Consider the following 21,913-nt stretch of genomic DNA (forward strand, 5'->3'; position numbering starts at 1 on the left):
GGAAGGAACGGAGATGACAGATCAAGACCTGGTGCTGCGGTTGCCGGACCGCAGCGACGACGCGGTGTCGTTGCACGACATCCCGGCACCGCAGGTGTATACGGTGCGGCAGGTCGCAGGGCTGCTCGGGCTCAACCTGGGCATGACCTACGAGCTGATCCGCAAGGGCGAGATCCCGGCGAAACGGCTCGGCCGCCGCTGGCTGGTGCCCCGCGAGTCGTTCCACGCCTGGCTACTCGACATGGCGTCGGCGTCGTGAGTATCCATGCAACCCCGGGCGGGCAGTACCGGGCCAAGTGGCGCGACCCGTCCGGCCGGCAGCGGTCGAAGAACTTCGCGACCAAGCGCGAGGCCCGCGACTTCCTGGCGACGGTGCGCACGTCGGCGTCCAACGGCACCTACGTGGACCCGCAGGCCGGCCGTCTGCGGTTCGCCGAGCACGCCGAGGCGTGGCTGTCAAGCACGACCGGCGAGTCGACCACCCGGGCCCGCGACGCGTCGGTGATGCGCACTCACGTGCTCCCGCGGTGGGGTGACTGGCAGATCGGCAAGATCGATCACCTGTCGGTACAGGGCTGGGTGAGCGAGTTGGGCCGGCGCCGCTCCCCCGCCACCGTGGCGGAAGCGCTGCGGCTGACGTCGGGGGTGCTGCGCTCGGCGGTACGGAACCGGCTGATCCCGTTCAACCCCTGCGAGGACGTGGCGCTGCCTCGCCGCCGTAAGCATGATCACGACGACCGGGTGGTTACCCGGGACCAGCTCTCCGGGCTGCTGCTCCCGGCGGTCCCGACGCGGTACCGCATGTTCGTTGCGCCAACGGCGTGGACCGGGCTGCGCTGGGGTGAGGCTGTCGGGTTGCAGAGCGACGCCCTGGACCTGGCCGGCGGAACCCTGCGGGTGATCCGCACGGTGGTCGAGGTCAGCGGGAACACCGACTACAAGCCGTACCCGAAGACCGGTGCGGGCCGGCGCACAGTGCCGCTCCCCCGCTGGCTCGTGCCACAGCTACGCGACCACGTCGCCCGCTACGGGCTCGGCGAGCGCGGTCTGGTGTTCCCCAACGCGGTCGGCAAGCCGCTGCGGCGCACGCTGTTCCGCTCGCGGATCTGGCGTCCGTCCCTGGTCCGGGCCGGGCTGCTCGGCTCCGTGGAACACACCGGGTCGAAGGAGTTCACCGGCCGGTGGATCGACGACGAGGGACGCGCGAACGCCCTCACCCGGGAGACCTACGCGGCCGCGGTGAAGGCGGTGGCAAGCGCGGCAGGCACGGGCCTGCGGTTCCACGACCTACGCCACTCGTATGCCACCTGGCTCGTCGACGACGGTGTCCCGCCGAACATGGTGCAGCGGGTGATGGGCCACGAGAGCGTCACAACGACGCTACAGCTCTACACGCGGCGGACCGAGAACCACGACCGCATCCTTGACGCGCTGGGCGGCTCGATGCTCGGTGCAGACGGCCCCGATGACGACGACCCGGACGATGGACCGGCCGGCGCAATGGCGGTGCTGAGGTGATCTGGGAATGTTCCCCAAGTGTTCCCCGGGAACGACTGAGGCCCAACCCGAATGGATCGGATTGGGCCTCTGACCTGCGTGGGCGATACTGGGATCGAACCAGTGACCTCTTCGGTGTGAACGAAGCGCTCTCCCCCTGAGCTAATCGCCCTCAGCGGTGAAACCGACTCTACACAGGCCGGTCACCGCCCCCTTCACCGGGGTGGCACTCCCGGCCCCAGCATCTGCACCAGCAGCGGTGCGAACGGCGACTCCAGCCACGGCCAGTCGATCCCGACCCACCCGCCGACGGTCGAGAACACCCCCAGCAGCCAGGCGCAGACCGCGACGAGACCGAGGATCCCGGTCATCACGAGCAGCTGTGTCGGCCGCGTCTGCCGACCCATCCAGGCGACCCAGAGGTCGTAACGCACCCGGACCCAGTGCAGGACCTTCTTGGCCCAGTGGAACTCGGCGGCGAGAATGCCCAGGCCGATGAAGATGATCGCCCAGCCGGGCCCGGGGGCTGGCAGCGCGATGAGACCGATGATCACCACGGCTGTCCCGAGGACGCCCATCGTGATCCGGTAGGTCAGATCCAGCACAGGGTTGCGCGCGATGTTGGCGCGGAACACCCGGTAGCGGACCTTGGTCCGCCGGAACCACTTGCGGAGACCGGTGTAGCGGCGCCGGGGCTTCTGCGGTCCCACCGTCGACGAGTCGGTTGCTGCTGCGTCCTGCTCCGTACTCAGGTCTCCACCTGCCCTGCCGCGACCACCGATGACGGCGCGGGCGGGGCTGTCCGTCCGCGCTCCAGCGAGACGGCGTACTGGGCGAACGTCCCACCGCCGCTCGATGCTACCGGCACCGGCCCGGCGGAGTCTCCGTGGACGTCGAACGTTCCGACAGCCGTCGGTGCGGCGTCACCGTTCACCCCCCACAGGACGTAGGTCTGCTGGTCCACCTGGTTCGGCGACAGGCCCATCGGCACCAGCTGGCGCTGCCCGTCATGGACGAGCAGGGCCGCGACCGGTGTCGCGCCGGGAGCATCCGGAGCCAGGAACGCGTGCTCGGTCCCCGGCTGGGCCATCATGTTCATGACCTCGTGCATCTGCTGCGCCTGCGCCAGGCTCGCGTCGCGCTCGGCCTGCAGTGCCCGGACCTGCCCGACCACCGCACCGGCGCCGACCAGGACGGCGACGACGGCCACGGCGGCCACCAGCAGCCGTCCGGGACGCCCGAAACGGCTCTTGCGGCGTGCGTTCCCCGGTCCGGGCGGCCGATCCGCGTTCCCCTCGGAGGCGGACGGCGACCGGCCGGCCGGCCCACCCGGCCGTGCCGAGGGCACGGGCGGCCGCGCGGCCGGCTCCCGGGTCGGCGGAGGTGCCGGGGCCTCAGGAGGCGACGACGCCGCGTGCCTGCCGGTGGGCATCGTGCCGAGCCGGTCCCCCGGCACCGGGCGCTCGTCCGTGCCGCCGGGCCGGCCCTGCTGCGGGGTGCGGCGGGCGTGCTCGACGATCGAGTCCCGCAGCCCGGACGGCGGCTCGTGCTGCGGCAGCACGGAGGCCAGCCCGGTCGTCACCTCCGACACGTCGGCCGCGACCTGCCGGCACCGCTCGCACCCGGCCAGGTGCTCGATCACCGCGACGTCCTCGTCGGGCTCGAGAGCGTGCAGCGCCCAGCCGATCGTCTGCTCGGCCATCGGGCACACCGGCTCCTGCTCCCCGTTCACGACACACCTCCGGCGAGCTCTCCGCCGGACTCACCGAGCACCGGGCCGAGCAGGTTCCGTAACCTCGCGACCCCGCTGAACATCCGGGATTTGACGGTGCCCAGCGGCACCCCGGTCAGGGCGGCCACCTCGCGCTGGGTGTAACCGCCGAAGTACGCCAGTGCCAGCACCTGCCGCTGCTCGGCCGGGAGCCGGCCCAGCGCGTTCCGCACCTCGCCGGCGATCAGCGAGCTGATCGCACCCTCGTCGGCACCCGGCCCCGGAGGCGCGGACCATTCCGCCCCGTCCTCGCTGGCCGGGACGGTCCGGCGTCGGACCGCGCTCTCCCGGCGGACCGCGTCCACTGACTTGTGGTGCACGAGCGTCAGCAACCAGGTGCCGAACCGCCCACGCGCCGGGTCGAACCGCGACGGATCCCGCCAGAACGCCAGGAAGACCTCCTGCACCACGTCCTCGGCCAGCCCCTCGTCGGCACAGATCCGTCGCGCCAGGGAGTACGCCTGCCGCCCGAACCGGTCGTACAGCTCACCCAGCGCGGTGGAATCGCCCGACACGATCCGTTGCACCAGCCGGTGGTCGCCCGCGTCGTCCCGACGGGGCGGCTCACGCCGCGCGCCACCGCGGTCGGACCGCCCCTGCTCCGGGGGGTCCGGCGGATCGGCGATGCCTGCCACCAGCGAAGTCCTCACGTTGCTGTTGTTCGACGACCGTGCCAGAACGGTTCGGTGTCGGCGAGCGTAGTCGCCGCGCCGGGCCCATCTCACACACACGGACGGCGGGTTGGCCGTTCATCCGCGCGGCGGCAGCAGCGAGTTACACGGCTGTGACTCGAACGGGCGTCATGCCGTGGTGATCCACGTTGATGCGCGCCAAACCCGTCACGCCGGAGCCGTTGGCTCGTTTCTCCGACTGACGCCCCACGCAACGCCCCCAGAAAGAGGATGACCGATGCGCGACGAGTCCACGACGATCCGGTCGACGGCCACCTTCGATCTCATCACCCCGGACGCCGCGCCCGTGTCCGTGTCCGTCGAGCTGACCTACAGCAGCCGGGACCCGTACGCGGTCCAGGCCTCCTTCAAGACCGGCCACGACACCACGGTCGACTGGGTCTTCGCCCGTGACCTGCTCGCCGACGGCCTGGTCGACTCGGCCGGCACCGGTGACGTCCGGGTGCAGCCGATGAGCGAGGACCCGGGCACCATCGAGCTGGAGCTGACCTCGCCGTCCGGACACGCCCTGTTCACCACCTCGGCGAAGACGCTGTCCGACTTCCTGCAGGCGACCTACGAGGCCGTCCCGCCGGCCAACGAGTACTCGTGGCTGGACTTCGACGCCGCCCTCGCCGACCTGCTCGACACCACCGCCCAGGACTGATCCGGCGCACCCGACGCCGGGCGGAGTCGATCTCCGCAGTTGAGAGGACATCCGGCGGCGGCACAGGGGGGCGCGTGAAACCCCCTCGGGGCGGGTGCTAATGTTCTCTCATCGCACCGAGGACGGGCGAGACACCGGAATACGGTGATGGTCCAGATCACGGTGCTCATGCGGACGTAGCGCAGCTGGTAGCGCATCACCTTGCCAAGGTGAGGGTCGCGGGTTCGAGTCCCGTCGTCCGCTCGGAGGATCGGTCCTGAGCCGGGACCTCCCTGCGGGATGTCCATCCAACCGATGGGTTTCCTGGCGGAGTGGCCGAGTGGCTTAGGCAAGGGCCTGCAAAGCCCTGTACGCGGGTTCGATTCCCGCCTCCGCCTCGCGCGATTAGCTCAGCGGGAGAGCACTACCTTGACACGGTAGGGGTCACTGGTTCAAATCCAGTATCGCGCACCAGACAGGGGAACCCCCTGGTCGTCAGCCCGGCGAGCGGCTGGTCGGCCAGGGGGTTTCCTCGTTCTCGGGAACGGCTCGGTCCCCCGGCCGGATCAAGCCCGCCTCGTACGCGATCACCACCAGCTGCGCCCGGTCCCGCGCGCCGAGCTTGCTCAGCAACCGTCCGACGTGGGTCCGCGCGGTGGCCGGGCTGATGTGCAGCCGGGTGGCGATCTCGGCGTTCGACCGTGCCGCACCGACCTCGGCCAGGATCTCCCGCTCCCGGCCGGTGAGAACGTCGAGGCGTTCCGGTGACGGCCGGTCCGACGCCGCGGCGGCCCGCATCACCCGCCGCGTCACCGACGGGGACAGCAGCGCCTCGCCCGCGGCGACGACACGGACGGCCTCGCGCAGTGTGTCCGGGCCGGCGTCCTTGAGCAGGAAGCCCGCGGCGCCGGCGCGGATCGCGTCCAGGATGTTCCCGTCGGTGTCGAACGTGGTGAGCACGACGACCGAGGTGCCCGCGAGCGACTCGTCCTCGACGATCGCCCGGGTGGCGGCGATCCCGTCGGTGCCGGGCATCCGGATGTCCATCAGGACCACGTCGGGGTGCACCGCACCGACCAGGGCGACGCCGCCGGAGCCGCTACCCGACTCGCCGACGACGTCGATGTCGTCGGCCCGCTCGAGGAGTGCGCGCAGGCCGGCCCGGACGAGTTCCTGGTCGTCGACCAGGACGACGCTGATCACGGTTCACCTCCACCGGACGGGAACGGCAGGGTCGCCTCGACGACGAACCCGCGCGGCCCGGGGGCCGCGCTGAGCCGCCCGCCGGTCAGCTCGACCCGTTCCCGCATCCCGATGATCCCCCACCCGCCGGTTCCCTGGCAGGCGGCGGCCCCGCCGTCGTCGGACACCCGGATCGTGACCTGCTCGGGCCCGGCGACACCGGTGAGGGTCACATGCGACGCCGACGAGTGCCGGAGCACGTTGGTCAGTGCCTCCTGGACCACGTGGAAGACGGTGGTCGCGGTGACGGCGGGGAGGGCGTCGAGCCCGTCACCCTCGTCGAAGCAGACCTCGACGCCGACGATCCGGGCCTCATCGACGAGGGCCGCCAGCCGCTCCCCGAGGGACTCCGGCGGGGGCCCGCCGGAGTCCGCCGGCTCGCGCAGCACCCCCAGGGTGGCGCGCAGCTCCCGAGTGATCGACGAGCACGCGGCACGCACCGTCGCCAGGGAGCGGTCGGCAGCGTCCGGGTCCTCGGGTAGCGCCTCACGGGCGACGTCGGCGTGCAGTGCGATCACCGCCGTCGTGTGCGCCAGCAGGTCGTGCAGGTCGCGGGCGATCCGCAGCCGCTCCCGCTCCACTCGCTCCGTGGCCTCCCGCTCACGTTCCCAGCGTGCGGTCACCTCCCGCCGCCGCCGCTCGGCGTGCCACTCGCGGCGGGCCCGCACCGCAGCGCCGCAGGCGATCGAGGCCGTCATCAACGCCGCCGTCGACGGGAGCTCGTAGCCGAGAAGCAGCCCCGGATCGTCGCCCTGCACGGCGCGCACCGATGTGGACACCACGACGAGTGCAGCCGCGACCGCGCTCGCCCACCGGGTGCGGCCCTGCTCGGCCGCGGAGAACAAGGCGGCGACCATCGGGACGGCGAGCCCGATCGGGGGCTGCCCGAGCCGGTAGTACAGGAGCAGGCCGGCCGCGGTCGTCACCAGTACGCCCACCGGGAACCTGCGACGGGCCAGCATCAGCCCGCCGAGGCCGACGGCGAACCCGTACGCGACGGGTCCCGGACCGACGCCGTCGCCGAGATCGGCGGAGACGGCCACCCCCACCAGGACGACCGTCGCGGTGGAGAGGACGACGTCGAGCCCGCGGGCGCGGCGTGCATCGTCGCCCGGCCCGGTGACGGTCATGTCCACTCCCTCACGCTCCTCCGCCGGCGCGGGTGCGCGGTCCCCGGGCCCGGAGCGTGGCCCACCCGACCAGGCCGACCAGCGCCCCCACACCGAGCCCGGTCAGCACGCTGCTCCCGAACGCGAACAGGCGCAACACCGCCGACTCCGCGATCGGCGACAGCGCCCCGGCGAGATTCCCGCCGAGCCGGGGCGGGATCTCGAACGCCCACGGCCACAGCAGCTGGTGGGCCACCCCCACCAGCACGCCGTAGACCAGGCCGATCGCCAGCAGCGTCCGGAACGGGCGGGACACCTGCCGCCACACCACCACGCCCAGCCAGACGGCGATCGGGACGAACACCAGCAGCGCGTTCGGCACCCCGCCGACCGGTCCGAGGTCGTGTGCCACCACCCGGGGCACCCCGAGCAGCGCCAGCGCGAGGATCGCGGCCGGGGAGAGCCCGAGCCCCCACATCACACGACCTCCCGGACCGGCGCGGCGGCCTCGCCCCGCCCGGCGAGGACCCGGAGCAGCGCGGAGGACGCCAGCACCGCCGTCACACCGCACAGGGCCAGCCGCAGCCAGTGCCCGGTCTCGAACTCCCACGCCACGCGGACCAGCTCGCCGGCGGCGTGGACCGCCGGGCCCTCGACGAACATCACGGTGTTGCGCGGCCAGAAGAACCACGCCGAGAAGCCGAACTCGCCGGCGAGCGTAACCGCCACCGCGGCCAGCGCCCGGAACCGGGCCGCCCGGAGGCGCGAGGTCACCGCGATCGTTGCCACGCCGGTCACCAGCGTCGCCAGACCCAGCACCGGGAAGACGTCGCCTGGCCCGACCTCGGAGAAGAACGCGGTACCGCGCACGAGCGAGGTCGGCACGTCGGCGAAGATGTTCGGGTAGATCAGCAGCGTCTCGATCAGCACCCCGCTGAAGGTCGTGATGGCCACCCAGGCGAACACGATCGACACGGCCGTGGCCGGTCTCGTCCTCATACGTCACCCCCGTCGTCCGCGGACCGGGCTCTCCGGTCACACGGCCGACGCTAGGAACAGCCGGGCGTTCCGGAATCGGCCGTGCGACACCGGTGGCCGTACGCCTCTCGCCGTACGGGGCGCCGACCGACACGCGGCCGAGCACGAGACCGAGCGGATGGGCGACACCGGTGAACAGGGCGAACACCGAGGTGCCGTACCGAAGCACGTGACAGAATCACCCCGTGTGCCCCGGCCGCCGTACCGTGCGCTATTGTGCACACGTCGCGCCGCAGGTTGGTGCGGATGCGGACGTAGCGCAGCTGGTAGCGCATCACCTTGCCAAGGTGAGGGTCGCGGGTTCGAGTCCCGTCGTCCGCTCCACACGGGAAGCCCCCGGCCGCTCCGGCCGGGGGCTTCTCGCATGATGGGGTCGTGTCCCGCATCCACTCGGTGGCCGTGGTCGGCGTCGTCGTCGCCGCGGACGGCCTGGTTCTCGCCACCCGCCGACGTGACGACGGCAGGTGGGAACCTCCCGGCGGGATCCTCGAGGCCGGCGAACGGTTCGAGGACGGCGTGCGGCGCGAGGTCCACGAGGAGACCGGCCTGACCGTCCGCGTCGAACGGCTGACCGGCGTCTACAAGAACCTGCTGAGTGACGTCGTCGTACTCGCCTATCGCTGCGCACCGCGGGCCGGCACGCCCGGGCCGCAGATCGAGACCAGCGCCGTCGAGTGGATCACCGCGGAGGAGGCGATGCGCAGGATGCCTCCGGTGTTCGCGGCCCGGATCACCGACGCGCTCGCCGGCGGGCCCCCGGCGTCCCGGTCACACGACGGCCACGATCTCGTCTGACCCGGGATCTCAGGGCCGCCACCCGTGCCGGTGCCGGGCGAACCCGCCCTCCGAGTCGATCACCTGACCGGTGATCCAGCACGCCTCGTCGGTGCACAGCCAGGCGATCAGCCGGGCCGGGTCGTCGGGCTCGCCGAACCGGCCGAACGGGAACATCGGCGCCATCTCCGCCCACGCCTCCTCCCCCAGATAACCGGTGTCGACCGGCCCGGGGTTGACCGTGTTGACCCGGATCCGCCGGTCGGCGAGCTGGTCGGCCAGGGTGAGCGTGACGCCCGCGACGGCGGCCTTGGCCGCGGCGTAGGCGACCTCGCCGGGCATCGGACCCCGCCCCTGCCCGGACGTCAGCAGGACGACCGCGCCGCCGGGGCGGTCGTCGTCGTGGGCGTTCGCGTAGGCCTGGGCCAGCAGGATCGACGCCCGCGCGTCCACCGCCCAGTGCCGGTCCAGCTCGTCGGCCAGCCCACCCAGCGGACCGTCCGAACCGGAGAGGGCCTGGTTGCACACCAGCAGGTCCAGCGGTCCGACGGCGCGCGTCGCGGCGTCCAGTAGTCGCTGTGGTGCGTCCGGATCGGACAGGTCGGCGTGCACCCCGGTCACCACCGCACCGTCCGCGGCGTGCGCGCGCACCGCCGCCACCGCGGCGGCCGGGTCGTCGGCACCCCACGGCTGGGACGCGTCGTGCGGGACGTAGTGGTGCACCACGACGCTCGCGCCGTACGCGGCCAGCCGGGACGCCGTCGCGTGCCCGATGCCACCGCGGCGCCCTCCCCCGGTGACGAGCGCGGTACGGCCCCGCAGCGGCATCGGATCCCGTTCGAAACTGCCCATCCCCCGATCCTGCGGTCCGGCCGCACCGGGCGCGACGGAGTTTCGACGCCGCCGGTGCCGGCGCGGTGCGCTATGCGGCCGGGGTCACCGCGCACCGCAGCCGGACGGGCAGGGCCGCCGGGTCCGGCGCACCGCCGCCCTGCAGCCAGCCGGTGACCACCCGGACATCACCGGTACCGCGGATCGGCCCGACGACGACCACCGGCGAGGTCGGGCGCCGGCGACCGGGGTCGCAGGCCTGCACCACCAGCATCAACCCGGGCGGGCGGTGGGCGCACAGGTTCGTGCCCAGCACGCAGCCCGCCGTCACCAGGACGCCGTGCCGGGAGTCCTGCACCACCGCCCGCAGGCCCTCAACCAGCACCTCGTCGACGCCGGGGAGCGCGGCCACCACACCGGCGCCCCCGGCGGGGCCGTCGTCGAAGCCGGAGGGCATGAGTGCGCAGGTCGCGCACCGCACCGTCGTGAACCCGTCCATGGCCACCCTCTCCTGCAAACCGGAACCGTTATCGTTTAACGTCGACGGTAGCAGTCGAGCACGCAGGAGGAACCCCGTGAAGTCCGGCATCCATCCCGAGTACCGCCCGGTCGTCTACAAGGACATGTCCACAGGAGACGCGTTCCTGACCCGGTCCACCGAGTCGTCACGGGAGACGGTCGAGTGGTCGGACGGCGCCACCTACCCGCTGATCCGGGTGGACGTCACCTCGGCGTCGCACCCGTTCTGGACCGGCGCGACCCGGGTCCTGGACGCCGCCGGTCAGGTAGAGAAGTTCCGCCGCCGCTACGGCGGCCGACACGGCTGATCGGCTGGATCGTGCCGATCACGGCGGCGTACCGTCGGTGAGGATGCGCCGGCGCCGTGGCGAGCCCGTGCAGGTCGTCACCGACCTGCGGGAACCGCTCGCGCAGGAGCACCGGCGGCGGATCCGGATCCGTCTGGTGGCACTGGCGGTCTGGATCGCCGGGTGGATCGTGGCCGGCGCGCTGTGGCGGCACGGCTGGCTCGCGGTCGGGATCCTGCTCGGCAGCGGTCCGGGAGTCTGGCTGCTCTGGTGCCTGCTGGTCCCGCCACCGACCTCCGGCCGACGGCGTGCGGTCACCCCGCCGCGCCGCCGCGGACTGCTCGGCCCGGAGAACTGAAGGCGGCCGATACGGGGGTCGGGCGGGCGGCCACGGAGTTCCGTGACCGCCCGCCCCGGCGGCCCGGCGTCACGCCGGGAAGGCGGTGCTCAGCCCGGCGCGGCTGATGTCGACCATGTCTCCACGGGGCACGACCTTGATCCGCTCGCGGCCACGGGCCTCCCCCAGCCCGCGCTCGTGCTTGTCCAGGGCGAGCCAGCCGTCCCAGCTCGTGTAGTCGATGCCCCGCCGGTCGAGCAGCTGCGGCATCGCGTCCGGGCTCCGCCGCGGCGCGCGGCGCAGGCCGGGCACATCGGCGAGCAGGCTGCGCACCGTCTCGGAGGCGCAGCCCTTGGTGTGCCCGATCAGCCCGACCGGCCCGCGCTTGATCCAGCCCACGGCGTAGACACCCGGCAGCTCCTGGCCGTCGATGTCGCGCACCCGCCCGGCGACGTGCGGCAGCACGCCGCGCTCGTGGTCGAACGGCAGCTCCGCCAGGTGCGAACCGGTGTAGCCGACGGCCCGGTACACCGCACCGACCGGGTACTCGGTGAACACACCGGTCCCGCGGACCGACCCGTCGCCGGTATAAGCGGTGCGCTCCACCCGCAGGCCCTCGACCCGGTCAGTGCCGAGCACCCGGTCCGGCCGTGTCAGGAAGTGCAGGTGCACTCGCCGCGGATCGCCGCGCCGGTCGCGCAGCGCCCACTCCTGCAGGATCTTCACGACCATCCCGACGTGCTTGTCGCCGCGCGCCTCGGTCTCGGAGACCGCGTCGAACTCCATGTCCTCCGGGTCGACGATCACCTCGAGCCCGGGAACGTGGTCGAGCTCGCGCAGCTCCATCGGACTGAACCGGGCCTGGGCCAGCCCGCGCCGCGCGAACACGTGCACGTCGGTCGCGGGGTTGGCGACCAGCCCACGGTGCACCGCGTCCGGGATCTCGGTGCCCAGCATGTCCCCGGCGGACTTCGCGAGCACCCGCGCGACGTCCAGCGCCACGTTCCCGGCACCGATCACCGCGACCGAGCGGGCGTCGAGCGTCCACTCCCGGCCGACGTCGGGGTGGCCGTCGTACCACCGCACGAACTCGGCGGCGCCATGACTGCCGGGCAGCTCGACGCCGGGCACGTCGAGGTCGCGGTCCCGCTCGCAGCCGGTCGCGAACACCACCGCGTCGTAGTGTTCGCGCAGGTCGGCGAGCGCGACGTCGGTGCCGTAGTGCACGTTGCCGAACAGCCGCACGTTCGGGTGGTCGAGCACCCGGTGCAGGGCGTGCACGATCTGCTTGATCCGCGGGTGGTCCGGGGCGACGCCGTACCGGACCAGGCCGAACGGCGCCGGCAGCTTCTCGAACAGATCCACGGCGGCGCCGGCGACGGACTTGATCAGGGTGTCGGCGGCGTAGATGCCGGCGGGCCCGGCACCGACGACAGCCACGCGCAGCGGTGCTGTCTCCACGGTTCTCCTCGGGTCGACTACCCCGAGGCTAGAGCTAGGTAGCCTGACCTAAACCGAAGGAGACGACGGCAACACGGTGCGTGGCAACAGCTCCGGGAAGTGCCGGCCGACCCGCTCGGAGTGCCGCCGCCACTCCCGCGGGTAGCCGAGCGAGGACTCGACGAACGGGACGCCGTCGACGGTCACCGTGCGCGGGATGTGCAGGTGCCCGTGCACCACCGCGACCGCCCCGTACCGGCGGTGCCAGTCCGCGGTCGCGGTCGTGCCGCACCAGAGCGCGAACTCCGGATAGCGCAGCACGTCGCACGGCTCGCGGCGCAGCGGCCAGTGGTTGACCAGCACGCTCGGCCGGTCCGGGTCGAGCGCGTCGAGGCGGGCCGTGGTCGTCGCGACCCGGTCGGCGCACCACGCCTGCCGGGACGGATACGGGTCCGGGTGGAGCAGGTGCTCGTCGGTGCAGACGACGCCGGACGCGTAGGCCGCCGCCAGCCCGTCGTCCGGTGTGGACGTCCCGGCCGGCAGGAACGAGTAGTCGTAGGGCACGAACAGCGGCGCCACCGTGACCGGCCCGCCCGGCCCGTGCCAGACCGGGTACGGATCCTCCGGGGTGCCGACGTCGATCTCCCGGCAGCGCCGGACCAGCTCGTCGTAGCGAGCCACGCCGCGCAACGACTCGGTGGCGGAGTCGGCGTTCTTGGCCCGGGTCCACAGCTCGTGGTTCCCCGGCACCCAGAGGACCGTCGAGAATCGCGAGCGCAGCGCGGCCAGCGCACCGACGGTCCCCTCGACCCGCTCGTCGACGTCCCCGGCGACGATCAGCCAGTCGTCCGGATGGGACGGGACGAGCGAACCGGCGATCTCGGCGTTCTCCGGGTACCGCACGTGCAGGTCGCTGACCGCGAGCAGGCGCGGACCATCGGGGGCGGGCACCCGACCAGTAGTACCCGGCGCCCCTGCGGACCGGCACGCAGGGATGGCCGAAAGGTGGTTACCCGAAGTAGGTTACCGGGAGTAGCTTCGAGGGCGAGGACTCGGACCAGGGAGGTCGGCATGGCGGGATCGCGCGGCGCACGGCGCTGGATCCGGTGGGTACTGCGACACGGGGCGATGCGCCGGGAGGTGTCCCGGCAGGCGTCGAAGGGCGACCTGGGAGCCCAGATGATCATCAGTCCGGAGGTCGTCCGGGACCCCTACCCGCACTACGAGGCGATCCGCGACCAGGGCCGGATGGTGCGCTCGGCGCTGACCTGGACCACGGTGGACCACGAGATCACCACCGCGGTGCTGCGCAGCCCGGACTTCTGCGTGGGCCTGCGGATGCCGGAGAACGCGCCCGGCCTGCTGCGGACCCTGACGAAGGCGGGAGGGACGTGGCCGCTCGGCCCGGCCGAGCCGCCGTCGTTGCTCTCGATCGACCCGCCGGACCACAACCGCATCCGCAAGCTGGTCACCCGCTCGTTCAGCGCGAAGGCGATCGCGCGGCTGCGCGGGCGCACCGAACAGATCGCGACCGAGCTGCTCGACGAGATGACCGCCCGGGCCGGTGCGGACCGCCGCACGGACGTGATCGCCGGCTTCGCCTCGCTGCTCCCGGCGACCGTGATCGCCGAGATGCTCGGGGCGCCGGTCTCGATGCGGGACCAGTTCCTGCGGTGGGGCGAGGGCGCGGCGTTCTCGCTGGACATGGGCCTGACCTACCCGATGTTCCGGCGGTCCGAGAAGGACATCGACGCGCTGGCCGACTGGATGACCGGGCACTTCGAGTACCTGCGCCGGAACCCGAACGACTCGATCCTGTCCTCGCTGGTGGCGGCCTACGACGAGGAGGAGGGCCGGCTCACCACCGACGAGCTGCTCTCGCTCGCGCTGCTGCTGCTCGCCGCCGGGTTCGAGACGACGGTGAACCTGATCGGCAACGGCACGAAGCTGCTGCTGGCCCACCCGGACCAGCGCGACCGGCTCCAGGCCGACCCGTCGCTGTGGCCGAACGCCGTCGACGAGATCCTGCGGATCGACTCGCCGGTGCAGCGGACCGGCCGGGTCGCCGCCCGGAACACCGACGTCTGCGGCTACCCGGTCAAGCGGGGCGCGCTGGTGCTGACCAACCTGGGCGGGGCGAACCGGGACCCGGAGGTGTTCCCGGAGCCGGACCGGTTCGACGTCGGCCGCGACGGCGCCGACAAGCACGTCGCGTTCTCCCAGGGCATCCACTACTGCCTGGGTGCGGCGCTGGCGAAGATGGAGGGCGAGGTCGGCCTGCGGGCGCTGTTCGACCGGTTCCCGGACATGACAGCGGACGGCCCCGCAGAGCTGCGCGGCACCCGCGTCCTGCGCGGCTACCGGACCCTCCCGGTCCGCCTGAACGACGCCACCGTCCCGGCCAACGCCTGACCCGGCCCCCGACGTACGCCCACCCCCACGCGCGCAACCTTCCCAACGCGTTGGGGAGGCTTGACGTGGTGGGGTCAGGCGCGGGTGGAGGAACTGGTCGCGGTCGTCGTCACCAGGCTGATGATCGACATGCCGATCACCAGGTGGATCACGCCGGTGGCGACCCCGACGGTCAGCGGCTCGGTGGAGAACGCCAGCGGCCAGACCGCGGCGACCGCGGTGAGCAGGCCGACGATCCAGCCGAAGTAGGCCATCGGGCTCGGCACGGCGAGCAGCAGCAGGTGCGCCAGCCCGGTAGCGGCCAGGGCGGCGAGCGCGGAGATGATGCACAGCCGCACGACCTGGTCGGTGTCCCCGACGACGCCGCTCTCGATCGGCGCCAGGTACGGGATCTGCAGCAGCACCCGGGTGATCAGCAACCCGACCATCGCGATCAGCGCGGCGATCACCGCCGTCGCGACCCCGCCGGCCCAGAGCTTGCTCGCCTCGACCGCGGGCCGGCGACGCGCGGTCGTCCGCTCGGCGCCGATCTCGCGGGTACGGTCGTCGGCCTCGGCCATCGTCGGCTCCCCCGTGGTCGCGACGGCGGTCCGACGCCGCCGCCTGGTCGGAGTTGTAGCTGTCGGAGATGTGGCTGATCGGATGTGCGTGTCCGGTCCGAGTGTGGCGTGCCCGGCCGGATCCCGCGCCCCCGCCGACCGGACCGGGTGACACGCCAAGATCGCCGGGCGTGACCGGGAGGCTACGCGCCGCGGAGCCTGGACGGAACGCCCCGTACCGGGAACACCCCCGGACGCGCGATCCTCAGCCCTCGAGGGCGGCGATCGCGGCCTCGGCGTCGGCGACTACCCGGTGCACCCGCTCCTCCAGCACGGCCTCAGGCTCCACCCCGGACCCCATGTTGCGCTCCTTGTACCGGGTGTAGACGCCGGCACCGATGCAGGCACAACGCCAGAACGCGAACGCCACGAAGTAGGGCAGGTGCTCCAGCGAGCGCCCGGACCGCTCGGCGTAGCGGACGGCGACCTCGTCCCGCTCCGGCCAGCCGGCCGCCGCCGTCGGGCCGCTGGTGATCGCCGGGCGGGTGTCGCCGGGCCGCTCCCAGGACGCCAGCAGCCAACCCAGGTCGGCCAGCGGCTCGCCGAGGGTGGCCAGCTCCCAGTCGAAGATCGCGGCGATCCGGCCGCCGGCGAACGAGAGGTTCCCCGGCCGGTAGTCGCCGTGCGCGATCCGGACCGGATCGCCGGTCTCCGGCATCGCCGCGACCAGCCGGTCGTGCGCGGCGTCGAGCACCGACAGGTCCGGGATCGCCGAAGCGTGCGCCTGCCGTTGCCAGCGGCGCAGCTGCCGCTCCAGGTAGCCGCCGGGACGCTGCAGGTCGCCGAGGCCGACCTCCTCCGGGTCGACGGCGTGCAGCGCGGCGAGCACCTCGGCGGTATCCAGCCCGCAGGCCCGCCGCTCCGGTTGCGGCACGGCCGCGCCGGCCGCCCGGTCGCCGGGCACGACGCCGTCGACGAACCGCATCAGGTAGAAGCCGGCACCCAGCACGTCGGTGTCGTCGCAGTAGGCGACCGGCTCGGCGACCGGGACCGGGGTCGGGGCCAACGCGGTGAGGAAGCGCCACTCCCGGCTCATGTCGTGCGCGGTGGCGAGCACCCCGCCGGTCGGCGGGCGGCGCAACGCGAACCGGGCGCCCTCGGCGTCGGTGATCCGGAAGGTCAGGTTCGAGTGCCCGCCCGAGATACGTTCCACGTCCACCGGCCGGTCCCCCGTGCTGACCTGCGGAACGTCCGCGGCGAGCCAGCGGGTCAGGGCGACCGGGTCCACTCCGTCGTGCGTGTCGGCCATCCCCCGATCCAACATGATCGTCGCGCCACGGGCCAGGGTTCCGTGGCGCACAACGGATCCCGTCCGTCACGCTGCGCGGGACCGTCGATACGGGCAGGATCCGCGTCGGACACGCCCGCCGTCACCGACGACGGCCGGGTGCGGACGACCGGTCGAGGAGGACCCGTGAGCGACCAGATGAGCGTGACCCGCACGGTGCAGGCCACCCCGCAGCAGCTGTTCGCGCTGCTCGCCGACCCGGCGCGGCACCAGGAGATCGACGGCGCCGGCATGCTGCGCGGGGCCGAGGGCGCGAGCTCGATCTCCGGTGTCGGCGACGAGTTCGTGATGAACATGCACAACGACGCGCTCGGCGACTACCGGATGAAGAACACGATCACCGCCTACGAGCAGGACCGGAAGATCGGCTGGGCGCCGGCGCTGCACCCGATCGACGGCTACACCGACAAGCTCGGCGACACCCGCGCCGAGGGGCACACCTACACCTGGAAGCTGGAGCCCGAGGGCGGCGGGACCCGGGTCACCCAGATCTACGACTGGAGCGGCGTGCAGGACGACAACTTCCGCGGCTTCTTCCCGATGCTGGGCGAGGCCCAGCTGGGCGACTCGATCGAGAAGGCCGGCGCGGCCGCGGCCTCCTGAGCGGCCGCCGGCGGCGCGGGGCTCACAGCGGGAGGACGAGCCGGGCCAGCAGCCGGTCGGCCTCGGCGTCCGGGTCGTCGGTGAGACCGACGTGCACCGGTCCGGGCTGGACGATCGTGCTGCGCGCCGTGGTCAGACGCCGGAACCGGCGGCCGATGTCCTCCCCCGCCCCGGGCCCGCGGGCGGCGAGCGCGCCGGTGGCGTGCCGGTCCGAGCGCGGCGGTTCCGGCACAGAGGCGACCGCGGCGATCGTGTCCAGCACGTCGGCGACGGCATCGGCGTCGGCGTGCGGGTCCAGCGCGGCCAGCCGGGTACGGTCGAGGTGCACCCGGACGGCGAGGACGTCCCGGGTCCGGCAGTGCAGCAGCACCCCGGCGTTGACGCACTCGCCGCGGTCGATCCGCGGCACCACCCGCAGCAGCGCGTACTCGTAGGACACCCGCGCGCTCATCGGCCGGCACCGCCGTTGCGCAGCCACGACGGCGGCCGGGACTCGCGCCGGACCGGTCGCGGACGCCCGGCGGTGACGGTCTCCGCGACACCCGGCAGCCACGTCGCGCGCTCGGCGACCCGGCCGAGGATCGCCCCGGCGTAGGCCTCCCGCACGTCGCCGGCCGAGCCGAACCCGGGCTCGCCCGCCAGCCACTCGTCGGGCACCCGGGCCAGGACGTCGTCCAGCAGGTCCCGGGTGACCAGCGGGGCCAGCGCGGCGTCGGCGACGGCCAGGTCGGGGTGCGCGCCGAGCAGGACGTGGTCGCCGGCGTCGTACGGGCGTCGCGGGAACCGGGCCGCGCTGTCCCAGCTGTGTGCGAAGGTCAGCGTCGCCCCGTGGTCGATGAGATAGGGCTCGCGGTGCCAGAGCAGCATGTTCGAGTTCCGCCAGGACCGGTCGACGTTGCCGACCAGCGCGTCGAACCAGAGCACCTGCCCGGCGAGACCGGGGCCGACGTCGAACGCGAGCGGGTCCAGGTCCAGCGCCCCGGGCAGGAAGTCCACGGCCAGGTTCAGCCCGGACGAGTGCGCCAGGAGCTCCTGCACCTCCTGGTCGGGCTCGGTGCGGCCGAGCGCCCCGTCGACCTCGATCGTGCAGATCTCGGGCACCGGCAGTCCCAGCGCGCGAGCGAGCTCACCGGCGACGATCTCGTTGACCAGCACGGGCCGGCCCTGTCCGGCGCCGGTGAACTTCACGGCGTAGGTACCGAGGTCGTCGGCCTCCATCAGGCCCGGCAGCGAGCCGCCCTCCCGCAGCGGTGTCACGTAGCGGGTGGCGGTGACATGGCGCAGAGCGCGCTCACGCACGTCCGGTCGGGGCAGCACACCGAGACGCTATCCAGCCCCGCGGTGCCACCGCGACGCGGTTCCCGCTCCGGCGGACGGCCCGCGCCCCGTGGCGTCGGGGCGCGGGCCGCAGTCCTGGCAGGTCACCGGCCCGCCCGGGGATCGGGGCCGCGGGCGGGCCGGGGTCTCAGACGGTGACCGGCCGCTGGATCGCCGCGGTCTGCTCCATCCGCTTGCGGGCGGCACGGTCGAGCACCTCGTCCACCGAGAACCGGCCGGGGCCGGCCGCCACCAGCGCCAGCAGCCCGCAGATGATCACCCCGACCAGCGCCCAGCCGTTCCCGGCCATGAACAGTCCGTTCTTGCCGTGCACGAAGAAGATCGCCCCGACCATCACGAAGGTCATCAACCCGGCCGGCACCACCATGCGCAGGCCCAGCACCAGCGAGACGCTGACCACGAGCTCGACGACGATCGTGAACGAGGCCGCGGCGATGGCCAGCGGGATGCCGAACCTGGAGAAGACCGTCGCGGTCTCGAACAGCCCCGAGTCCACCTTCTTGAGGCAGTGCATCAGCAGGATGTAGGCGAGCAGGACCCGGCCCACCAGCAGGACGACGTCCTTCGGGGTTCCGGTCAGGGAGCGGTACACGGTTCCTCCAGTACGAGCATGATCACGGTGGGCGATCCGACCACCACGCGATGAACACGACCCTAGGGGCGGAACCGGCCTGCGCCACCTGGCTCAGCGACACAGCGCGGCGAGACGACTGCGCTGCGCGACGAGAGTCGTCCGTCTCACACCCCAACGTGGCCGACCCGTCGGTGACCGCCACGACCGGCCCGTCCGGCGCCACGACCGGCAATCCGGACGTGCGCAACGGATTCGGACGCGTCGATGACGCAGGTCAGGGCCACGCTGCGTGCTCGTCACCGCCTCGTCTTCACCCGGATATCGCAGTGACGCGCGAGCGGCCGAACGGCGATCACCCACCGTCAGCGGCGTCGTGCAGCCGACCGAGCGGGGCTCGCCGCTCGTCGCTCAGACGGCCGTCCGAGGCGAGCGGTACGTCCCACCGGCCCAGTGCCGGGGAGACCGGCCGCCGCCACGACCGGTGGCCGTCCGCGCACCCGGGACTCGCCGCCCCGCCACCGGGCCGGCCCGGTCGCGCTGCGCGATGATGGCGTCCGTGTCCGAGCCCACGTCCAGCAGATCCTCCGGTATCGACATCACCGCCACTCCCGAGTGGACGGTGCTGACCGAGCACGCGGCCGACGTCGAGCCCCGCCACCTACGGGCCCTGTTCGACGACGACCCGGGCCGCGTCCCGGCGATGACGATCTCCGGCGCCGACCTCGTCCTCGACCACTCCAAGCACCGGATCACCCGGGAGACGATCGGCCTGCTCACCGCGCTGGCCCGCCGCGCCGGGCTGCCCGAACGCACCGAGGCGATGTTCCGAGGCGAGCACGTCAACACCTCCGAGGACCGTGCGGTGCTGCACACCGCGCTGCGGCTGCCCCGGGACGCCGCACTCGTCGTCGACGGGCAGGACGTCGTCGCCGACGTGCACTCCGTCCTCGACCGGATGGGCGCCTTCACCGACTCGGTGCGCTCCGGGGAGTGGCGGGGCTTCACCGGCGAGCCGATCCGCACGATCGTCAACATCGGCATCGGCGGGTCGGACCTCGGCCCGGTGATGGCCTACGAGGCGCTGCGCGACTACGCCCTGCGTGATCTCGAGTGCCGGTTCGTGTCCAACATCGACCCGACCGACCTGACCGAGACGGTGTCCGACCTGGACCCTGCGACGACGTTGTTCATCGTGTCGTCGAAGACCTTCACCACCCAGGAGACGCTGACCAACGCCCGCAACGCCCGGTCCTGGCTGCTCGAGAAGCTGGGTACCGACGACGCCGGCGCGATCGCCCGGCACTTCGTCGCGGTGTCGACGAACGCGGAGCAGGTGTCCGGCTTCGGCATCTCCACCGACAACATGTTCGGCTTCTGGGACTGGGTCGGCGGCCGCTACTCGGTGGACTCGGCGATCGGCCTGTCGCTGATGTGCGCGATCGGCCGGGAGCACTTCGGCGAGTTCCTGGCCGGGATGCACGCGATGGACACCCACTTCCGGGAGACCGAGCCGGAGCGCAACCTCCCGGTCGTCGCCGGGATGCTGGGCATCTGGTATGCGAACTTCTTCGGCGCCGAGACCCGCGCGGTGCTGCCCTACAGCCAGTACCTGCACCGGCTGCCCGCCTACCTGCAGCAGCTGACGATGGAGTCGAACGGCAAGTCGGTGCGCGGCGACGGGACCCCGGTCTCCACCGTCACCGGGGAGATCTTCTGGGGCGAGCCGGGCACGAACGGTCAGCACGCCTTCTACCAGCTGCTGCACCAGGGCACCCGGCTCGTGCCGGCCGACTTCATCGGGTTCGCGCAGCCGAACCACGTGCTGCCCGGCGAGGGCTCCGGGGACGACGCGGCGGACATGCACGACCTGTTCATGGCGAACCTGTTCGCGCAGACCGCGGCGCTGGCGTTCGGCAAGACCGCCGAGGAGATCGAGGCCGACGGCACCCCGGCCGACGTCGTCCCGCACAAGGTCATGCCGGGCAACCGGCCCACCTCGACGATCCTCGCCGAGAAGCTCACCCCGTCGGTGCTCGGTCAGCTCATCGCGTTCTACGAGCACGTGACCTTCGTCGAGGGCACGATCTGGGGCATCGACTCCTTCGACCAGTGGGGCGTCGAGCTGGGCAAGGTGATGGCGAAGCAGTTCGGTCCCGCCCTGCACGCCGCCGACCCGCCGGACCCGGAGCAGGCCGGCCTGGACGCCTCCACCGCGGCACTGATCGAGCGCTACCGGTCCTGGCGCGGCCGGTGAGCGAGGCCCGGTCCGGCGCGCCGGTGCGGGACGCGCGACGGCTCGGGGCGGCCGCGGCGTTGCTGCTGGTCCTGGCCGGCGTGCTGGTCGCGGTCGCCCACACCGGGGGGCTGCAGGCCGGGGACACCGGCGCGGCCGTCGGACTGGCCGCGGACCGGTCGCCGTGGCTGACCGTCGCCGCGCTGGTGGTCTCCGGGATCGGCAACACGGTGGGCAGCGCCGCCGTCGGCCTGGCCGCCGGGGCGGTGCTCGCCTGGCGGGGCCGCCGGGCCGAGGGGCTCTGCGTCGCCGCGGTCCCGATCGTCACGAGCGGGGTGTTCACCGCACTCAAGCGGATCCTGGACCGCGCCCGACCGCCGGCCGACCTGCAGGTACTGGCGGTGGCGAACGAGTCGCTGCCCTCCGGGCACGCGACGATGGTGGCCGCCGCCTGGACGACGCTGGTGCTCGTGCTGTGGCCCACCCTCGCCGCCCGCGGCCGCGTGCTGCTGACCGGTCTAGCGGTGCTCTGGGCCGGCGCGGTCGGGTTCACCCGGGTCTACCTGGGCGTGCACTGGCTCTCCGACGTGCTGGCCGGCTGGGCACTCGGTGCGGGCCTGGCCTGCGCGGGGGTGACGGTGCTGGTGCTCGCGGGGGGCCGGCACCGCACGGCGGTGTGACGACCGGCGCCCGGTGCGGGCCGC

General features: G+C 72.9%; 26 protein-coding genes and 5 tRNA genes. 14 read left to right on the plus strand and 17 right to left on the minus strand.

Annotated features, from left to right (window positions below):
• Positions 1-13: 13 nt before the first annotated feature.
• Positions 14-259, plus strand: a complete 246-nt coding sequence (locus tag ACLFMI_RS24205; RefSeq protein WP_410950256.1) for a helix-turn-helix domain-containing protein — start codon at positions 14-16, stop codon at positions 257-259.
• A complete protein-coding gene (locus ACLFMI_RS24210; RefSeq protein WP_410950257.1) occupies positions 256-1,518 on the plus strand; it encodes a tyrosine-type recombinase/integrase in 1,263 nt (420 codons plus the stop codon). Before ACLFMI_RS24205 ends, ACLFMI_RS24210 begins: the two co-directional genes overlap by 4 nt.
• Before the next feature lie 79 nt (positions 1,519-1,597).
• Here the strand turns inward: ACLFMI_RS24210 and ACLFMI_RS24215 are convergent.
• From ACLFMI_RS24215 to ACLFMI_RS24230, 4 genes are all read right to left on the minus strand, one after another.
• Positions 1,598-1,669, minus strand: a tRNA-Val gene (locus tag ACLFMI_RS24215).
• A gap of 43 nt (positions 1,670-1,712) precedes the next feature.
• The gene (locus ACLFMI_RS24220) at positions 1,713-2,207 is read right to left on the minus strand and encodes a TIGR02611 family protein (protein ID WP_410950258.1); all 495 of its coding nucleotides are present in this window, start codon (positions 2,205-2,207) and stop codon (positions 1,713-1,715) included.
• Between the two features lie 38 nt (positions 2,208-2,245).
• Entirely contained in the window at positions 2,246-3,229 is a 984-nt protein-coding gene (locus ACLFMI_RS24225; protein WP_410950259.1) for an anti-sigma factor, read from the minus strand.
• Positions 3,226-3,903, minus strand: coding sequence for an RNA polymerase sigma factor (locus ACLFMI_RS24230; RefSeq protein ID WP_410950260.1), 678 nt, complete (start codon positions 3,901-3,903; stop codon positions 3,226-3,228). Before ACLFMI_RS24230 ends, ACLFMI_RS24225 begins: the two co-directional genes overlap by 4 nt.
• A gap of 274 nt (positions 3,904-4,177) precedes the next feature.
• Between ACLFMI_RS24230 and ACLFMI_RS24235 the strand changes: the two genes are divergently transcribed.
• The 4 genes from ACLFMI_RS24235 (at position 4,178) to ACLFMI_RS24250 (ending at position 5,059) form a co-directional block, all read left to right on the plus strand.
• Positions 4,178-4,606: an SsgA family sporulation/cell division regulator gene (locus tag ACLFMI_RS24235; RefSeq protein WP_410950261.1), complete on the plus strand. Its 429-nt coding sequence runs from the start codon at positions 4,178-4,180 to the stop codon at positions 4,604-4,606.
• A gap of 170 nt (positions 4,607-4,776) precedes the next feature.
• A tRNA-Gly gene (locus tag ACLFMI_RS24240) sits at positions 4,777-4,849 on the plus strand.
• A gap of 62 nt (positions 4,850-4,911) precedes the next feature.
• Positions 4,912-4,983, plus strand: a tRNA-Cys gene (locus ACLFMI_RS24245).
• Position 4,984: 1 nt separating this feature from the next.
• A tRNA-Val gene (locus ACLFMI_RS24250) sits at positions 4,985-5,059 on the plus strand.
• A gap of 21 nt (positions 5,060-5,080) precedes the next feature.
• Here ACLFMI_RS24250 and ACLFMI_RS24255 read toward each other — a convergent pair.
• The 4 genes from ACLFMI_RS24255 to ACLFMI_RS24270 are packed head-to-tail and all read right to left on the minus strand — an operon-like array spanning position 5,081 to position 7,935.
• The gene (locus tag ACLFMI_RS24255) at positions 5,081-5,788 is read right to left on the minus strand and encodes a response regulator (RefSeq protein ID WP_410950262.1); all 708 of its coding nucleotides are present in this window, start codon (positions 5,786-5,788) and stop codon (positions 5,081-5,083) included.
• Positions 5,785-6,957, minus strand: coding sequence for a sensor histidine kinase (locus ACLFMI_RS24260; RefSeq protein ID WP_410950263.1), 1,173 nt, complete (start codon positions 6,955-6,957; stop codon positions 5,785-5,787). The genes ACLFMI_RS24255 and ACLFMI_RS24260 overlap by 4 nt, the downstream gene beginning before the upstream one ends.
• A 10-nt stretch (positions 6,958-6,967) precedes the next feature.
• Complete coding sequence (locus ACLFMI_RS24265) at positions 6,968-7,414, minus strand: hypothetical protein (RefSeq protein ID WP_410950264.1); 447 nt, start codon at positions 7,412-7,414, stop codon at positions 6,968-6,970.
• On the minus strand, positions 7,414-7,935 hold the full coding sequence (locus tag ACLFMI_RS24270; RefSeq protein ID WP_410950265.1) for a DUF1772 domain-containing protein: 522 nt from the start codon (positions 7,933-7,935) through the stop codon (positions 7,414-7,416). The genes ACLFMI_RS24265 and ACLFMI_RS24270 overlap by 1 nt, the downstream gene beginning before the upstream one ends.
• A gap of 287 nt (positions 7,936-8,222) precedes the next feature.
• Here ACLFMI_RS24270 and ACLFMI_RS24275 point away from each other — a divergent pair.
• A tRNA-Gly gene (locus ACLFMI_RS24275) sits at positions 8,223-8,298 on the plus strand.
• 51 nt (positions 8,299-8,349) lie between these two features.
• Positions 8,350-8,769, plus strand: a complete 420-nt coding sequence (locus tag ACLFMI_RS24280) for an NUDIX hydrolase (protein ID WP_410950266.1) — start codon at positions 8,350-8,352, stop codon at positions 8,767-8,769.
• Between the two features lie 9 nt (positions 8,770-8,778).
• On the opposite strand, the gene ACLFMI_RS24285 is transcribed toward ACLFMI_RS24280, so the two are convergent.
• Together ACLFMI_RS24285 and ACLFMI_RS24290 are read right to left on the minus strand one after the other, a co-directional pair.
• Positions 8,779-9,600 (minus strand): SDR family oxidoreductase, encoded by an 822-nt coding sequence (locus ACLFMI_RS24285; RefSeq protein WP_410950267.1) that lies wholly within the window; start codon positions 9,598-9,600, stop codon positions 8,779-8,781.
• 70 nt (positions 9,601-9,670) lie between these two features.
• Positions 9,671-10,078 (minus strand): hypothetical protein, encoded by a 408-nt coding sequence (locus tag ACLFMI_RS24290; RefSeq protein ID WP_410950268.1) that lies wholly within the window; start codon positions 10,076-10,078, stop codon positions 9,671-9,673.
• A 76-nt stretch (positions 10,079-10,154) separates the two neighbouring features.
• Here ACLFMI_RS24290 and ACLFMI_RS24295 point away from each other — a divergent pair, with 76 nt between their 5' ends.
• Entirely contained in the window at positions 10,155-10,406 is a 252-nt protein-coding gene (locus ACLFMI_RS24295; protein WP_410950269.1) for a type B 50S ribosomal protein L31, read from the plus strand.
• Between the two features lie 43 nt (positions 10,407-10,449).
• Positions 10,450-10,743 carry a hypothetical protein gene (locus tag ACLFMI_RS24300; RefSeq protein ID WP_410950270.1) on the plus strand — a complete coding sequence of 98 codons (294 nt, stop codon included), beginning with the start codon at positions 10,450-10,452 and terminating at the stop codon, positions 10,741-10,743.
• Positions 10,744-10,812: 69 nt separating this feature from the next.
• On the opposite strand, the gene ACLFMI_RS24305 is transcribed toward ACLFMI_RS24300, so the two are convergent.
• Together ACLFMI_RS24305 and ACLFMI_RS24310 are read right to left on the minus strand one after the other, a co-directional pair.
• The gene (locus tag ACLFMI_RS24305; protein ID WP_410950271.1) at positions 10,813-12,183 is read right to left on the minus strand and encodes an FAD-dependent oxidoreductase; all 1,371 of its coding nucleotides are present in this window, start codon (positions 12,181-12,183) and stop codon (positions 10,813-10,815) included.
• A 48-nt stretch (positions 12,184-12,231) separates the two neighbouring features.
• Positions 12,232-13,113 carry a metallophosphoesterase family protein gene (locus ACLFMI_RS24310; protein WP_410950272.1) on the minus strand — a complete coding sequence of 294 codons (882 nt, stop codon included), beginning with the start codon at positions 13,111-13,113 and terminating at the stop codon, positions 12,232-12,234.
• 120 nt (positions 13,114-13,233) lie between these two features.
• Here ACLFMI_RS24310 and ACLFMI_RS24315 point away from each other — a divergent pair, with 120 nt between their 5' ends.
• The gene (locus tag ACLFMI_RS24315) at positions 13,234-14,574 is read left to right on the plus strand and encodes a cytochrome P450 (protein WP_410950273.1); all 1,341 of its coding nucleotides are present in this window, start codon (positions 13,234-13,236) and stop codon (positions 14,572-14,574) included.
• A 74-nt stretch (positions 14,575-14,648) separates the two neighbouring features.
• Here the strand turns inward: ACLFMI_RS24315 and ACLFMI_RS24320 are convergent, their stop codons facing one another.
• Together ACLFMI_RS24320 and ACLFMI_RS24325 are read right to left on the minus strand one after the other, a co-directional pair.
• Positions 14,649-15,134 carry a DUF6069 family protein gene (locus ACLFMI_RS24320; protein WP_410950274.1) on the minus strand — a complete coding sequence of 162 codons (486 nt, stop codon included), beginning with the start codon at positions 15,132-15,134 and terminating at the stop codon, positions 14,649-14,651.
• Between the two features lie 244 nt (positions 15,135-15,378).
• Positions 15,379-16,422: a phosphotransferase family protein gene (locus tag ACLFMI_RS24325; RefSeq protein WP_410950275.1), complete on the minus strand. Its 1,044-nt coding sequence runs from the start codon at positions 16,420-16,422 to the stop codon at positions 15,379-15,381.
• 165 nt (positions 16,423-16,587) lie between these two features.
• Here ACLFMI_RS24325 and ACLFMI_RS24330 point away from each other — a divergent pair, with 165 nt between their 5' ends.
• Complete coding sequence (locus ACLFMI_RS24330) at positions 16,588-17,064, plus strand: SRPBCC family protein (RefSeq protein WP_410950276.1); 477 nt, start codon at positions 16,588-16,590, stop codon at positions 17,062-17,064.
• Positions 17,065-17,086: 22 nt separating this feature from the next.
• Here the strand turns inward: ACLFMI_RS24330 and ACLFMI_RS24335 are convergent, their stop codons facing one another.
• The 3 genes from ACLFMI_RS24335 to ACLFMI_RS24345 form a co-directional block, all read right to left on the minus strand.
• Positions 17,087-17,515, minus strand: coding sequence for a DUF3037 domain-containing protein (locus tag ACLFMI_RS24335; protein WP_410950277.1), 429 nt, complete (start codon positions 17,513-17,515; stop codon positions 17,087-17,089).
• On the minus strand, positions 17,512-18,381 hold the full coding sequence (locus tag ACLFMI_RS24340; protein WP_410950278.1) for a HipA family kinase: 870 nt from the start codon (positions 18,379-18,381) through the stop codon (positions 17,512-17,514). The genes ACLFMI_RS24335 and ACLFMI_RS24340 overlap by 4 nt, the downstream gene beginning before the upstream one ends.
• 148 nt (positions 18,382-18,529) lie before the next feature.
• Positions 18,530-18,994, minus strand: a complete 465-nt coding sequence (locus ACLFMI_RS24345; RefSeq protein ID WP_410950279.1) for a DoxX family protein — start codon at positions 18,992-18,994, stop codon at positions 18,530-18,532.
• A gap of 538 nt (positions 18,995-19,532) precedes the next feature.
• Here ACLFMI_RS24345 and pgi point away from each other — a divergent pair.
• Together pgi and ACLFMI_RS24355 are read left to right on the plus strand one after the other, a co-directional pair.
• A complete protein-coding gene (pgi, locus tag ACLFMI_RS24350) occupies positions 19,533-21,230 on the plus strand; it encodes a glucose-6-phosphate isomerase (protein WP_410950280.1) in 1,698 nt (565 codons plus the stop codon).
• Positions 21,227-21,889 carry a phosphatase PAP2 family protein gene (locus ACLFMI_RS24355; RefSeq protein ID WP_410950281.1) on the plus strand — a complete coding sequence of 221 codons (663 nt, stop codon included), beginning with the start codon at positions 21,227-21,229 and terminating at the stop codon, positions 21,887-21,889. Before pgi ends, ACLFMI_RS24355 begins: the two co-directional genes overlap by 4 nt.
• The last annotated feature ends 24 nt before the right edge of the window (positions 21,890-21,913 follow it).

This window comes from Pseudonocardia nantongensis (genome assembly GCF_046546495.1).
GTDB classification, from domain to species: Bacteria; Actinomycetota; Actinomycetes; order Mycobacteriales; family Pseudonocardiaceae; genus Pseudonocardia; species Pseudonocardia nantongensis.

Bases quoted from the DNA above. Each gene is read 5' to 3' on its own strand.
- ACLFMI_RS24205 (WP_410950256.1), top strand. From the start codon at position 14: ATGACAGATCAAGACCTGGTGCTGCGGTTGCCGGACCGCAGCGACGAC.
- ACLFMI_RS24235 (WP_410950261.1), top strand. From the start codon at position 4,178: ATGCGCGACGAGTCCACGACGATCCGGTCGACGGCCACCTTCGATCTC.
- ACLFMI_RS24260 (WP_410950263.1), bottom strand. From the start codon at position 6,957: ATGACCGTCACCGGGCCGGGCGACGATGCACGCCGCGCCCGCGGGCTC.
- ACLFMI_RS24265 (WP_410950264.1), bottom strand. From the start codon at position 7,414: ATGTGGGGGCTCGGGCTCTCCCCGGCCGCGATCCTCGCGCTGGCGCTG.
- ACLFMI_RS24270 (WP_410950265.1), bottom strand. From the start codon at position 7,935: ATGAGGACGAGACCGGCCACGGCCGTGTCGATCGTGTTCGCCTGGGTG.
- ACLFMI_RS24285 (WP_410950267.1), bottom strand. From the start codon at position 9,600: ATGGGCAGTTTCGAACGGGATCCGATGCCGCTGCGGGGCCGTACCGCG.
- ACLFMI_RS24290 (WP_410950268.1), bottom strand. From the start codon at position 10,078: ATGGACGGGTTCACGACGGTGCGGTGCGCGACCTGCGCACTCATGCCC.
- ACLFMI_RS24300 (WP_410950270.1), top strand. From the start codon at position 10,450: ATGCGCCGGCGCCGTGGCGAGCCCGTGCAGGTCGTCACCGACCTGCGG.
- ACLFMI_RS24315 (WP_410950273.1), top strand. From the start codon at position 13,234: ATGGCGGGATCGCGCGGCGCACGGCGCTGGATCCGGTGGGTACTGCGA.
- ACLFMI_RS24320 (WP_410950274.1), bottom strand. From the start codon at position 15,134: ATGGCCGAGGCCGACGACCGTACCCGCGAGATCGGCGCCGAGCGGACG.
- ACLFMI_RS24325 (WP_410950275.1), bottom strand. From the start codon at position 16,422: ATGGCCGACACGCACGACGGAGTGGACCCGGTCGCCCTGACCCGCTGG.
- ACLFMI_RS24335 (WP_410950277.1), bottom strand. From the start codon at position 17,515: ATGAGCGCGCGGGTGTCCTACGAGTACGCGCTGCTGCGGGTGGTGCCG.